Origin of the sequence: Algoriphagus pacificus (genome assembly GCF_017254845.1) — a bacterium.
GTDB lineage: Bacteria > Bacteroidota > Bacteroidia > Cytophagales > Cyclobacteriaceae > Algoriphagus > Algoriphagus pacificus.
The window spans coordinates 900,272-914,066 of record NZ_JAFKCU010000002.1 but is presented as its reverse complement, the minus strand read 5'-3'; the positions used below and the strand labels follow the sequence as shown (position 1 = coordinate 914,066).

Genomic DNA, 13,795 nt, shown 5'->3' with positions numbered 1-13,795 from the left:
CAATAAAACCCAAAATGGCTCAAGCAAAAAAAGAGTTAAACTTCTGGCAAATCTGGAACATGAGTTTTGGATTTCTAGGTATTCAATTTGGATTTGCCTTGCAAGGCGGATTCATGTCTCGGATTTTTCAAACCTTGGGAGCTGACAAAGACGCTATTCCATTTCTATGGATTGCGGCTCCTTTGACAGGCCTGCTTGTGCAGCCGATTGTTGGGTATCTAAGCGATCATACTTGGCATCCAAAATTCGGTAGAAGAAAACCCTTCTTTTTCGTCGGGGCAGTCTTAAGCACTTTTGCATTATTTCTTGCACCTTATTCATCAGCACTTTGGATGGCTGCAGGAGCCTTATGGATTTTAGATGCTTCCATCAATATCAGTATGGAACCTTTTAGAGCTTTGGTAGCGGATAAGCTTCCTGACTCTCAAAGATCCTATGGCTTTGTCGTTCAAACACTTATTATCGGAATTGGAACATGGGTAGCATCTAACCTACCATGGTTTATGACTCAATTAGGAGTTCCAAATACAGCTCCTGCTGGAGTTGTCCCGGATTCGGTAAAATACGCATTCGGAATAGGTGCTTTCGTTTTATTTTCTTCCATCCTTTACACTATTCTCAAGACTGAAGAATATCCTCCCGAGGACATGGAAGAGTTTGAAGCTGAAAAGAACAAAGGTTTTTTCCATGGTTTCAAAGAAATCCTTCAAAACATCTCCAATATGCCAGCAGTCATGAAGCAGCTGGGATTGGTTCAGTTTTTCTCTTGGTTTGCTTTTTTTACCATGTGGAGTTTTGCCACTCCTGCAATTACTGAGCATATTTTCGGAGCAACGGACACCAGCAGTGCAGCCTACAATAATGCTGCTGATAGTGTTGGGAATTATCTGGGCACCTATGGGTTAGTTTCAATGATTTATGCTTTGGTCTTGGCTTTTTTCACCAGCAAGTATAAAATCAACAGAAAGCTTCTTCATCTCGCAAGTTTGATTGCTGGTGGTCTGGGATTCATTTTGATATATTTCATTCAAGAACCCTGGATGCTGCATATCTGCTTTTCTTTGGTAGGGATAGCATGGGCAAGCATTCTTTCCATGCCTTACGCCATGCTTTCCAGCTCGGTAGATCCGAAAAAAATGGGAGTTTTTATGGGCATATTCAACATGTTTATTGTGATCCCACAAATAGTTGCTGCACTTGGAGGCATCAACTTCCTTTATAAAACCATCTTTGGGGAAGAAGTGATAAACACCATGCTTTTGGCAGGGACATTATTGATTATTGCGGGCCTTTGTAATTTGCTAATACGGGATAAAAAGGCCTCTCATGATTAATATTTGATGAGTAGCCTTCTAATTGATTTTGGCTTTTCTATTTTTACGAAGTCAAGTAAATCAATTTATGAGAACCATTAGAATCACTGGAGTACCCGAACATTTCAATCTTCCATGGAAAAATGTCATCGCCAGACAACCCTTTAAATCTGAAGGAATCCAATTAGAATGGATTGAAGAATCTAGAGGTTCTGGTCAGATGAACAAAGCTATCCGTGAGAATGAAACTGAAATCGCGTTGATTTTGACGGAAAGTTTTCTTCAGGATTTTGAAAATGGCAACCCCTCTAAAATGATTGGATTCCATGTGAAATCACCTTTGATTTGGGGAATTCATATTCCTGGTTCTTGTGAAGTAGACAATCTTTCAGAAATAAAAGAACCCTCATTTTTGATCAGCAGAATGGGTTCTGGATCTCAATTGATGTCTTTTGTCTTGGCAAAACGAGAAGGTTGGCAAAAAGAATCACTTAATTTTAAAATTGTAGGCAATCTCCCGGGTGCTTTGGAAGCAATGTCTCCAGAAGATCCTGACATGTTTCTTTGGGAAAAATACACCACTAAAGCATGGGTGGACTCAGGTGATTTCAAACGAATTGGAGAAGTGCCAAGTCCTTGGTCTTGTTTTGTAATTGTTGCTTCAAATAAGGCTTTAGAAACTTCCGAGGATGTAATCATCCAACTTCGTGATCTTGTCTATGAGGAGGCTGCAAAACTTCAAAAATCCGAGGATCTTCCGAATTTGATTCATAACAATTATGACCTTGCTGTTGAAGATGTAAAGGCTTGGTTAAGTCAAACTACATGGGCCACTACTCCTGAGGTTTCCAGAAGAGACATGGATTTAGCTATGAATGAGATGGCTGAGTTGGGTATTCTAAAAAATAGATTACGACTGGAGGATTTCCTTGTTATCGGAAAGCTCTCCCTTATTGAATGATCGAGAATCAGGAATAGTTACACAAATCTTTGTACCCTTATTTAAGACACTTGTAATAAAAATTTCTCCTCCGTTCATTCTGATGAATTCCTTACACAATTGAAGTCCTAATCCAGAACCTTTCTCTTGGTTTGTACCTTTTTGGGATTTGGTGATTGTATAATCTTTTGCCAGTACAGCTTGAATCTGTTGCTTATCCATCCCTATTCCATGATCAAGTACGCACCACTTCGTAAAGCCCATTTCATCATAGGAAGTTGAAATTTCAATGCTTTGATTATTCTCAGAAAACTTGACCGCGTTGTTAAGTATGTTTCTTACCACTACTTCCATTAAGTCAGGATCTGCATATGCTTTTACCGAATCAGTCATGGAATTGTGGATTTGAATATTCTTTTCGTTGAGACTTGGCTCTAAAAGAACTAAAGTATTGTCTACAATCTCTCGAAGGTTTATGACTTTCTTTTTCAACTTAAAACCTTCCATTTGAGCCATTGACCATTTCAGAGTATTATTCAAAGTGAAAAATACGGTGTCAATATTTTTATTGAGTGAAATTAAAAGTTCGTCGAATTCCTCTTTAGAAAGCATCCCTTGCATCATGAGATCAACGACAGCTTTAACTTGGCCCACAGGCCCCTTCAAGTCATGGCCCAAGATTGAAAACAACTTGTTTTTTGTTTCATTAATCGATTCTAATTGACTCGATTTTGCCTCTAAATCTTTATTCTGAATTTTGATTTGCTCCTTCTGCTCCAGAAGATATTTGTTATACTTTTTGATATTTCTGTTAAGTATGAAAAGCCAAATAACCAAGCCACAGATCAATACTATCGCGATTCCGACGATTAAATTATTTCTACGGATTAATTTCAGTCTTTGGGCCTGGTTTTCATTCTGCTCTTTAAGCAAATTTAATTCTGACTTATCCAGATTCTCTTGAAACATCCCCTGCATCAAGGCTATTCTGTCATTATTGGCCGTATTGACCAAAGAATCATTTAAGATTAAATAAGTACTCTGATGCTCAAATGCTTTTCTGATTTGCCCTTTTTTTTCATAAACCTTTGCCAAAAACTTATGATTCTTAGCCAATTCATCCAAAAAGTTATTTTCATTCGATACAATTATTCCCTCTTTCAATACGCTTTCTGCAGCATCTAACATACCAAGCTTAATATAAGCTGCTCCCAATCGATGCGTCACACTTGCTTCGGTGGTTTTTACTTTCTGTACTCTGGCATCTTGCAAAGAATTTTTAAAAATAGAAGCCGCACTATCGTACTTTCCCTGATCGTAATAAATATCACCTATTACCCTATTTGCAAAAGCGGTCAAATACGGAGACCCTGCTTTTTTATTTGTTTCTATCGAGAATCTGGCATAATACAATGCAGAATCATATTCCTTCTTTTGACTGAAGTTAAAAGCAACATTATTCAAGCTTCTAATCTGAGTGTATAGATCTTTGTTTTGTTTACTCAGGACATAAGCTTTTTTGAATTGAATAATCGCCTGATCAAAATTATGCTGCTCATAATACAGGGCTCCCATGGTATTCAAAAGCCTCGCAGCGATTTTGGTATCATTGACTTGATTAGCCAACTCATAGGCATCCTTGGTGTAATCAAAAGCACGCTGCCATCTTCCCCTTCGGTAATATATCCACCCGACATTTTCCTTTGCCTGACTTTCCGCAGCTATGTCACCTGCAGCATGAGCAAGTTTCTCAGCTTCTAAAGCATATTGAAAAGCTTCTTCTTGTTCAGTTTCACGCAGTCTTGTTGCCAGTAAGTTTAGCGTCTGAATTCTATCTCCTCCTTGGGAAGAGCTAAGCACTGTTTTTAAACTATCAACAGAAGGGAGTTGACGACCTACTACTTCTTCTTGTATAAGAAGTATCAATAAAAAACATAAACATTTGGTCACCAGTATTTTCACTCGAAAAATATTCAATTTCAATTATCGGTAAAATATTTCATATAAGAAGACACTGCGCTGTTAAGAATTCGCTAAAGTGTCAATTCGAGGACAGATACGAAGAATTCTGACTTCTAGATTAGCAACAATATGTTACAACACGAAATTATGTTTTGGCCAGTAAAAATGTTTAAAAGAGATCAGAAATTCAAATAGTTAGACTATCCCAATCCCAATCTTTATTTATCTGACTTATGGCATGGTGAGCTGTTAAATCATACTGACAAGGAACAATTGAGACGTAATTATTGGCAATCGCCCATTCATCATTATCCTCGCCTTTATCAAAGTTCACAAAATTACCCGCCATCCAAAAATACTTTCTTCCGTTTGGATCAAATCGCTCAGCAAACTCTTCTTGCCATTTGGCATCTGCCTGACGGCAAATCTTCACTCCTTGAATCGGTTCATTTCTTTTAGGAGGGAAATTCACATTCAAGGCAACTCCTTTAGCTATTCCATTTTCCAAAACTTGTCTAGCTATTTTTTCAACCCACACTTCCACATGTGAGAAATCAGCTTTAGAAGAAAAATCGCAAAGGGAAAACCCTATAGATGGTAATCCTTCTAAAGCACCTTCAATCGCCGCTGACATGGTTCCAGAGTACAAAACAGAAATCGATGTATTTGAACCATGATTGATTCCGCTGACCACTAAATCAGGAGTTCTGTCTTTTAAAACATAATGCTTTGCCAACTTCACGCAATCAGCTGGCGTTCCGCTTGATTTGTAAGCTTTAACGTCTTCAAAAATTTCTTCTTCAGTCAATCGTAAAGTTTCTCCAATGGTAATGGCATGACCCATACCTGATTGAGGACTATCGGGAGCGACTACAACGACCTCTCCCAATTTTTTCATAATAGAAACTAGAATTCTGATTCCTTTTGAAGTAATCCCATCATCGTTAGAGACGAGAATAAGCGGTTTTGACATTAGTTTTTGTTCAATTCATTATAATAGGCAGTGATTCTCAAAAGATCCCCTCTCTTGTCGTGTTCCAACCTGTTTTTTCGCATGAAAAGATCTATTTCATCATCATGCCCAGTTAGGTAATCGTACAAGTCCTTCTTTTTGAGGCTATACTTTTGAATTTTGCCGTTTTTGAAAAAATAATAGTTGAAAGCTAATCGGTAACCTACCATCGTTTGTGGGCCCCAAAATGGATTCATTCCCATTGCTCCATAGGCTCCCATGCTTCTGGAATCTGTAGCTATATATTCTCTACATAACAATACGATATCATCTCCCTGCGTCAAGACTTCAAAAAACACAGGAACTTCGTAATCCCCATTTAGGCTATATGGTAAGCTGTAGAAATTCCTAACACCCCCATACAATTCATCGTAAATCTCAAAATTTGAAACATTCGATGCTGTCAGAGTGATGATGCTTTCATTTTTAAGTTGCACCAGGTTATTCTCTAGATCATATTTGATAAGTCCTGAGAATACTTGCCCGTCTGTTCCATAAATATTCCCTTTATGCCAAATTTGGGAAGGAAACTGATTTTGCTGAGCCATGACAGAAAGTAGGCCCATGAAAACCAAGCTTAGGGTGAAGATTGCTTTTTTCAAGGTGTTTGTCATGCCAGTACTAACGTAAATCTGATAATGAGGTTAAATTTTCGAAACTCGTATCGAATTAATATTGATATAATTTAACAACAATCTTCTATTTAAGAATGTTGTGACCCATTTTATCTCGTTTCGTCTGAAGATATTTTTCATTATGCGGGTTAGGCATTATTTCAATAGGAACCTGTTCCACGATTTCCAAACCATACCCAATCAAACCAACTCTTTTCTGTGGATTATTGGAAATCAATCTCAATTTACTGATTCCTAGATCTCTTAAGATCTGAGCACCTACCCCATAATCCCTGCTATCCATAGGAAGTCCCAAGGCAAGGTTTGCCTGTACGGTATCCATACCTTGTTCTTGAAGCTTATAGGCTTTGAGTTTATTGATCAAGCCAATGCCTCTACCTTCCTGATTCATATAAATCACAACACCTTTTCCTTCTTTTTCTACCATTTGCATGGCAGCATGAAGTTGTGGACCGCAATCACATCTGCAGGATCCAAAAATATCTCCAGTCACACAGGAAGAATGAACTCTAACTAAAATCGGCTCATCTACTTCCCAAGTACCCTTAATTAAAGCAAGGTGAGTTTCGCCAGTATTGGTTTGTTTGAATGCTATCAGATCAAAATCCCCATACTCAGTTGGCATTTCAACACCAATTTCACGCTTGATCAGTGTTTCTTTTTTTAATCTATATGCGATTAGATCTTTGATCGATACCAATTTCAAATTGAATCTTTTAGCAACATGAACCAAATCTCCCAATCTGGCCATGGTTCCGTCTTCGTTCATGATTTCAACCAAAACTCCGGCAGGAGAAAATCCTGCAAGGCGGGCGAAATCAATTGCTGCTTCAGTATGTCCAGCTCTTCGGATGACACCCCCTCTTTTAGCTTTTAGCGGAAAAATATGACCAGGCTTTCCTAATTCGCTTGGGTCAATCGAGTCATCAACCAATGCTTTGATGGTTTTAGCTCTATCGGAAGCGGAAATACCAGTGGTACAACCATGGCCAATTAAATCCACAGAAACTGTAAATGGAGTTTCAAAGGCAGCAGTGTTGTTTCCAACCATCATATCCAAACCCAGCTTTTCGCAGCGATCTTCAATAAGAGGGGCACAAATCAAACCTCTCCCATGCGTGGCCATGAAATTTATGATTTCGGGAGTAACCTTTTCAGCTGCGCAGACAAAATCGCCTTCATTTTCTCTATCCTCATCGTCTACAACAATGATTACTTCCCCATTTTTGATTGCTTCGATGGCATCCTCAATAGGATCTAATTGGTAATTTTCCACAAGATTTGGGTTTGAATTCATTACGGATTGCAAATTTACACCGTTTCCTAACAAAACAGGATGAAGCCAAAGAAAGTTTGGTTTTATCCGATTACAATTCCAAGTTCTTTATCAATTTCTAGTTGAACTTTTTTTAGCTCAAAATAGATCCTTTGAAGCTCATCAATGTTTAGATCTGCTTCTTTTTCAGACTCTGCAGTTTTGATTTTTAGCTTAGCTTCTTCCATCATTTTTTGAACAACTCTCCGCTTCAATCGAAGGATTGTCTTAAATCCCGTAAGGGATAGGTTATCAGTTTCAGAAGTGATAAAAATCTGATGCTTTTCGTGCCAAGCTGTCGAAACTTCATGCCTAGGAGTGATCAAATCAATGACTACCTGACGCATTTCCTCATCCTTTTGTCTGATAAAGAATTCTACTGTTGGTACCTCGCCACGACTTAAAATCTGCCTGTAAGTGATCAGAATTTTTTCGAAAACAGGAGTTTCAAATTTTAATTCCTCAGTTTCGGAAAGTAAATAATCACAGAGATGCAGCTCTTCTTGGTCCAACATTTCCCATCCATAATTCAAAAGCAAACGGACCATTTCCCTTTCCTGAACTTTTAAAATCTCTGAAAAAGAGCTTTTTTCTTCAGTTGGGAGAAATTCTTCAAAAGGAGATTCCTGAGTAGGAAATTCCTGCTGCTTTTGGTACTGATCTTTTTGAGTCTTGATCAGTGATTTATTCAGTTCAGTATGAATTACATCTTCCTCAACCTCCAATAAGGTCGATGCTTCCTTGGCATATACAGATCTGATGATGGGATCCGGGATCTTGCCGATACTTTGGATTACTTCACGGATAACTTCAGCTTTTCGAATGGGATTTTTTGCAAACTCCACCTGAAACAATCCGATTTTGAAACCTATAAAATCCCTTGAATTCTCCTGAAGGTAATCCTGAAAAGCCTGCGTACCCACTTTTCTGGAATAGCTATCAGGATCTTCTCCGTCGGGAAACACAACAGCTTTGACATTCAGCCCACCTTCTAAAAGCAAGTCTATTCCTCTCAAAGAGGCTTTGATACCGGCTGAGTCTCCATCATATAAAACTGTAACCTGATCAGTAAATCTCTTGATCAGCTTGATTTGCCCATCTGTCAGCGAAGTCCCGGAGGAAGCAACAACATTCTCAATACCTGACAAGTGCAATGAAACAACATCCGTATACCCTTCCACCAAATAGCAATTGTCCTTGTCTCGGATTGCTTTTTTGGCTTGATACATCCCATACAAAACATCACTTTTATGATAAACTGCTGTCTCTGGTGAGTTGATATATTTGGGTTGATTCTTATCCTTGGTCAGGATTCTTGCTCCAAAACCAATGGGCTTCCCTCCGATATTATGAATAGGGAAAATCACTCTTCCCCTGAAACGATCATAAACGCGGCTAGCATCCCCCTCTTTTTGAAGTATCAGGCCAGATTTTAATAAAATCTCTTCTTGAAAACCTGCTGATTTAGCTTCCTTTAAAAGATTATCCCAACCATCTAGAGCATAGCCTAAATCAAATTTTTCAATGATCGCAGGAGTGAATCCTCTTTCTTTGAAATAACTCAAGCCAATGGATTTTCCTTCGGGACTTTGTAGGTTTTTGACAAAAAAATCTCTCGCAAAACCTAATGCGATGTATAAACTCTCCCGTTCGTTTTGGGCTTGATCTTGTTCTGGAGTTCTCGTTTCATCCTCTTCTACTTCGATTCCGTACTTACCTGCCAGATGACGAATTGCCTCGGTAAAACCGATTCCCTCAATGTCCATGACGAACTGGATCGGATCACCTGCTTTACCACAGCCAAAACACTTATAGATCTGTTTGGCGGGAGAAATAGAAAATGAGGGACTTTTTTCATTATGAAATGGGCAACAAGCCCACATATTTTGCCCTTTCTTTTTCAAAGGCACATAATCCCCTACCACCTCTTCGATGTCTACTCTTTCTTTTACTTTATCTGTGGTAAGCTTACTGATTCCCATAAGTTGAGTTAACAAACAAAGGTAATTTTCAATTCCTTAAACGAATTGAAATACACGAACTATTTATCGATTCCCTAAGTTAAACGCACATGAAGTATCTCTCATAACTTTTCTAAGCGAGAGAGATGCCCTAAATTGCAAAAAATTTCAATAATCAACTGATGCAATTATCTGCGGAAGCGATCAAAAAAACCCTTTCTCGAGTACAAGATCCTGATTTAAAAAAGGATTTGGTGACCTTGGGAATGATCCAAAAAATAAATATTGAGGGAAATAAAGCCAGTTTTAATGTTGTTTTGACAACTCCGGCATGTCCGCTCAAGGAAGTCATCAAAAATAATTGCCTGGAAGCATTGGAAGAAGACTTCGGTTCTGGAATCACTTGGGACATTACGATGACTTCTCAAGTTACCACTGTAAGAGACGCTGCTCCGGTACTTCCACAAGTGAAAAATATAATTGCTGTAGCATCCGGAAAAGGCGGAGTCGGTAAATCAACAACTTCCGTCAATCTGGCTGTGGCTTTAGCGGAGTTAGGTGCAAAAGTCGGTTTGATAGATGCAGATATTTCAGGTCCATCTATTCCTACCATGTTTAATGTGGAGGGTGAGCAGCCTTCCGTAAAAAAGGTAGGAGAAAAAAACATCATCATTCCCATCACGCAATATGGTGTTAAACTGATGTCTATTGGATTTCTAACTCCCATAGATTCTGCTGTGGTTTGGAGAGGCCCAATGGCTAGCTCTGCCTTAAGACAGTTTATTTCGGATGTAGATTGGGGAGAATTGGACTACCTTTTGATAGATTTACCTCCTGGAACTTCTGACATTCATTTGACGATGGTTCAAACCATTCCAGTAACTGGTGCCGTAATTGTTACTACCCCTCAGAAAGTTGCTTTGGCGGATGCAAGCAAAGGATTATCCATGTTTAGACAGCCACAAATTAACGTTCCCATCTTAGGTGTTGTTGAAAATATGGCTTATTTTACGCCAGAAGAATTACCGGATAACAAATATTATTTGTTTGGTAAAGAAGGTGGCAAGAGATTAGCAGAGAAATACGATGTACCTTTGCTTGGAGAAATCCCGATAGTACAAAGTATCAGAGAAAGTGGAGATACTGGATATCCTGCAGTAATGAAAAATGGGCTTACTAAAGATGCATATATGGATTTGGCAGAAACAGTAGCCCGACAAGTCGCAATAAGAAATGCCTCAAATTCAAAAACTGAGGTAGTAGAAATAAAAGCATAAGAAAATGCAAACTGAATTAAAAAATAAAATTGAATTCGCATTAGACACTATTCGTCCTTATTTGGAAGCGGATGGAGGAAATGTAAGAATTGTAGAACTTACTGATGACATGGTTCTAAGAATCGAGATGTTGGGTTCTTGTGGATCCTGCCCGATGTCTTCCATGACTTTAAAAGCTGGTGTCGAAGATGCCATTAAACGAGCAATTCCAGAAATCACTAAAGTTGAGGCCATCAATCTAACTGTAGCCTAATATTGAATACTGAATGAAAAAAGGTTTACGGTTTTATCAAAAAGCCTCTTTGCTCCTAATTGGAGCTATTTTTACTTTATCACCATTATTTAGTCAGCAGTTTACAGTTGTAGATATTACTGGTCAATTAGATGGCAATCATGCGCACAATGGAAAATGTGCGCATACTTTTTTAGAAGCAAAACAAGAAAAGGAACTCGGTTATTTTGGCACCAAGGAGTATTTTGAAAATTGGATAGACCAAAAAATCGAAACCCGAAATTCCAATCCACAACTTTCGGCAAAAACAAATTCAGAACACAGACTGATTCCTGTGGTCGTTCACGTGATCCACAATGGGACTGGCTTGGGCCAAGGAGCTAACGTTCCTCTTTCTCAGATCACCGAACAAATCAGAATTCTAAACGAGGATTTCAGAAGACTCAATGCAGATGCAGCCAATACACCAGCACAGTTTTTACCCGTTGCTGCGGATGCAAATATTGAGTTTATTCTGGCCAAACAAGACCCCAATGGTCTACCAACTGACGGGATTGTTAGAATTCAAGGTCCAAAATCTTCTTATAATCCAGAGACAGATGCTACTATAATTGGCCAAACATCTCAGTGGAACCCTTCAGAATATTTAAATCTTTACGTAGTCCCTTTGGTCAGTCCATACATTGGATATGCATCTTTTCCTATTTCGGATCTTCCCGGACTTAATACACCTCCTACCTCTGCCATCACAGATGGTGTCGTGATTGATTATCGCTTTTTTGGAGTCGGAGGAAATGCAGTTTCGGCTTCTTTGGGTAGAACTGCAACGCACGAGGTTGGTCACTATTTTGGTTTGAGACATATTTGGGGAGATGGTGGCTGCGGAGTAGACGACTTTGTTGCTGACACTCCTGAGCAAGACAGCTCTAACAATTCATGTAGCCCGAATTTCACAAGATCAAGCTGTGGTTCGGTTGATATGATCCAAAACTACATGGATTATACTCCTGATGCCTGTATGAATTTATTTACACAAGGTCAGGTGGATCGATTCAATGTAGTACTTGAGAATAGTCCTAGAAGAGTAACGCTAGTAAACAATCGTGCGACAAAAGATCCTGAGTTAAAAGACAGGGATTTAGCCATAGCAAGAATTATTTCTCCAACAGATTATGCTTGCGCGCCAACTGTTACTCCAAGAATTGAAGTTTTAAACGCTGGAAATAACACCTTGACTTCAGGAAGAGTGGAGTTGAGAAGAAATGGTGTATTGTTGGAAAACAAGCGCTTCACTTTCAACATCCAAACTGGTCAAACAGCCATCCTAACTTTTGATGATTTTGATTTGATTGGTTCTGGAACGACTGTGGAGTTTAAAATAACCCAAGCAAATGATCAGGCAGATGAAAATGATGCTAACAACATTAAAACATCCATGCCTGTATTACAACAAGAAATTTCCCTACCCTATACAGTTGATTTAAATACTTTTCCAGGCCTTTTTGGAATAGAAAATCCAGATGAGTCGATGACTTGGGAAAAGAGCAACTTGACCATTTCTGGAGTTAGCCAGCCGGTAGTTTCTATCTCAAATTATAACTATGAGGCTCCCGGAGAATTGGATTACTTCATTTCTCCGTTGATCAATTTGGCACAATATCCAAATGCACAACTTGTATTTGAAGTAGCCTATGCGAATTATGATCAATCCGGTTTTGAAGATCAATTGATCGTAGCCGTTTCCCAAGATTGTGGAAACAACTTTAATCTTGCCACCGCAACTTATCAGAAATTCGGTCCCCGTCTAGAAACCAGCGATGCTACTTTGGATGAGTTTATTCCAAATTCATCTAGCCAGTTTAGAATCGAGCTAGTCAACCTCAATGCGTTCAAAGATTTGGGAACTGTTCGTTTTGCCTTTATCAATCAAAACGCCTATGGCAACAACCTGTATATCCGAAATATCAGAATTCTTCCAAATGAGGAATTCAAATATGAATTGACAGTTGAAGAATTGATTTCACCTACCCCGATTGTTGACGGAACTCAATCAACAGAAAGGGTATTGATCACCAATACCGGAAACTTACCAGTTTCAAAATTCTTATTCTCTAGAAGCACCAACGGTTCCCAGACACAGACATTCTTGGCAAGTGGCTCTGCTGTGAGTCCTGGCGAAAGTTTCTCCTTGTCCGGTTCAAGAACTACACGTGCTGGGAAAAACTCAATGAGGCTTGCTGTTAGCGAACCGAACTTTGACCAGAATGGTGATAATTCCAGTGAGATAACTCGATACGTAATTGAGGATGCCAATATGATCCAAACTCCTTGGAGACAAAATTTCAACAGTTCTACAAGCATCACTCCTACCAATCAGACGATTAACCCAGAATCTGACTTGACAGCTTGGGAAATTATCCCTGTAACAAATGGAGAAGGCCCGAACAATGTAGCCAGAGTACAAAACCTATTACCTAATAATAGTTACTGGTTGGGAACTTCCATATTTGACTTAAGTGGCAGAAGGCAAGCCAGTGTGTTCTTTGACTTGGCAGCTGGTGCTGTGAGTAATTCCACTACCTTAAGTGTTTTGGCAAGTACAAATGGAGGAGAAAATTACGATTTGGTTTATCAGATTAGTGGAAGTGAATTGTCGACCGTTTCGGTGGGTGAAGCAAACCCTAATTCTGTGGACGATTATGCTCGAAAATATGTGAACTTAACTGATTTTGCAGGACCAGGAAATACCGAAGTCAGATTGGCTTTTGTGATTTCTGGAGGAACTTCAACTGATTCACCTATTTATCTTGATAACATTGAATTGTTCCAAAGTGCAAATCCAGACCCTGTAATTCCAGCAGAGGGAATGTCAGTTTTGTTCCCAAATCCAGCTCAGGATATTTTCAACATAGCCTTTAATTTGGCGCAGTTCGAAGAGGTAAATATTCAAATCATTTCAAGTGCAGGCATGGTCGTTCAGGATTTGAATTTCCCTGGAACCTTAAACCAGACCTATTCATTCAGCACCGAGATGTTCGCCAAAGGCGTTTACATCATCAAAATCACAAGCCCTACTGTAAGGGAAACGAGACGATTAATGATAAATTAAACATATTTAAGGCCGAGGATAATTCTTCGGCTTATTTTT

General features: G+C 39.0%; 10 protein-coding genes. 5 read left to right on the top strand and 5 right to left on the bottom strand.

What is annotated here, in order from left to right:
• Window positions 1–14: 14 nt before the first annotated feature.
• On the top strand, window positions 15–1,334 hold the full coding sequence (locus J0A69_RS10715) for an MFS transporter (RefSeq protein ID WP_236032797.1): 1,320 nt from the start codon (window positions 15–17) through the stop codon (window positions 1,332–1,334).
• A 67-nt stretch (window positions 1,335–1,401) separates the two neighbouring features.
• On the top strand, window positions 1,402–2,274 hold the full coding sequence (locus J0A69_RS10710; RefSeq protein WP_206586547.1) for a type 2 periplasmic-binding domain-containing protein: 873 nt from the start codon (window positions 1,402–1,404) through the stop codon (window positions 2,272–2,274).
• On the opposite strand, the gene J0A69_RS10705 is transcribed toward J0A69_RS10710, so the two are convergent.
• From J0A69_RS10705 to dnaG, 5 genes are all read right to left on the bottom strand, one after another.
• Window positions 2,224–4,179: a tetratricopeptide repeat-containing sensor histidine kinase gene (locus J0A69_RS10705; protein WP_206586546.1), complete on the bottom strand. Its 1,956-nt coding sequence runs from the start codon at window positions 4,177–4,179 to the stop codon at window positions 2,224–2,226. The two genes, J0A69_RS10710 and J0A69_RS10705, sit on opposite strands and share 51 nt — an antisense overlap.
• A 223-nt stretch (window positions 4,180–4,402) precedes the next feature.
• Window positions 4,403–5,188, bottom strand: coding sequence for a 5'/3'-nucleotidase SurE (gene surE / locus J0A69_RS10700; RefSeq protein WP_206586545.1), 786 nt, complete (start codon window positions 5,186–5,188; stop codon window positions 4,403–4,405).
• Entirely contained in the window at window positions 5,188–5,829 is a 642-nt protein-coding gene (locus tag J0A69_RS10695; RefSeq protein WP_236032796.1) for a hypothetical protein, read from the bottom strand. Before J0A69_RS10695 ends, surE begins: the two co-directional genes overlap by 1 nt.
• A 97-nt stretch (window positions 5,830–5,926) precedes the next feature.
• Window positions 5,927–7,159 carry a bifunctional 3,4-dihydroxy-2-butanone-4-phosphate synthase/GTP cyclohydrolase II gene (locus J0A69_RS10690; protein ID WP_206586543.1) on the bottom strand — a complete coding sequence of 411 codons (1,233 nt, stop codon included), beginning with the start codon at window positions 7,157–7,159 and terminating at the stop codon, window positions 5,927–5,929.
• 62 nt (window positions 7,160–7,221) lie between these two features.
• On the bottom strand, window positions 7,222–9,159 hold the full coding sequence (dnaG, locus tag J0A69_RS10685) for a DNA primase (RefSeq protein ID WP_206586542.1): 1,938 nt from the start codon (window positions 9,157–9,159) through the stop codon (window positions 7,222–7,224).
• 161 nt (window positions 9,160–9,320) lie between these two features.
• Between dnaG and J0A69_RS10680 the strand changes: the two genes are divergently transcribed.
• From J0A69_RS10680 to J0A69_RS10670, 3 genes are read left to right on the top strand one after another with little or no spacing between them, the layout of a single operon-like run.
• Complete coding sequence (locus J0A69_RS10680; RefSeq protein WP_206586541.1) at window positions 9,321–10,415, top strand: Mrp/NBP35 family ATP-binding protein; 1,095 nt, start codon at window positions 9,321–9,323, stop codon at window positions 10,413–10,415.
• Between the two features lie 4 nt (window positions 10,416–10,419).
• A complete protein-coding gene (locus J0A69_RS10675) occupies window positions 10,420–10,668 on the top strand; it encodes a NifU family protein (RefSeq protein ID WP_206586540.1) in 249 nt (82 codons plus the stop codon).
• A gap of 13 nt (window positions 10,669–10,681) precedes the next feature.
• Window positions 10,682–13,756 (top strand): M43 family zinc metalloprotease, encoded by a 3,075-nt coding sequence (locus J0A69_RS10670; protein ID WP_236032794.1) that lies wholly within the window; start codon window positions 10,682–10,684, stop codon window positions 13,754–13,756.
• Window positions 13,757–13,795: the final 39 nt, after the last annotated feature.

Excerpts from the sequence above, each read along its gene's own strand:
- surE (WP_206586545.1), bottom strand. The coding sequence starts at position 5,188 with ATGTCAAAACCGCTTATTCTCGTCTCTAACGATGATGGGATTACTTCA.
- J0A69_RS10675 (WP_206586540.1), top strand. The coding sequence starts at position 10,420 with ATGCAAACTGAATTAAAAAATAAAATTGAATTCGCATTAGACACTATT.
- J0A69_RS10670 (WP_236032794.1), top strand. The coding sequence starts at position 10,682 with ATGAAAAAAGGTTTACGGTTTTATCAAAAAGCCTCTTTGCTCCTAATT.
- J0A69_RS10680 (WP_206586541.1), top strand. The coding sequence starts at position 9,321 with ATGCAATTATCTGCGGAAGCGATCAAAAAAACCCTTTCTCGAGTACAA.
- dnaG (WP_206586542.1), bottom strand. The coding sequence starts at position 9,159 with ATGGGAATCAGTAAGCTTACCACAGATAAAGTAAAAGAAAGAGTAGAC.
- J0A69_RS10715 (WP_236032797.1), top strand. The coding sequence starts at position 15 with ATGGCTCAAGCAAAAAAAGAGTTAAACTTCTGGCAAATCTGGAACATG.
- J0A69_RS10710 (WP_206586547.1), top strand. The coding sequence starts at position 1,402 with ATGAGAACCATTAGAATCACTGGAGTACCCGAACATTTCAATCTTCCA.
- J0A69_RS10690 (WP_206586543.1), bottom strand. The coding sequence starts at position 7,159 with ATGAATTCAAACCCAAATCTTGTGGAAAATTACCAATTAGATCCTATT.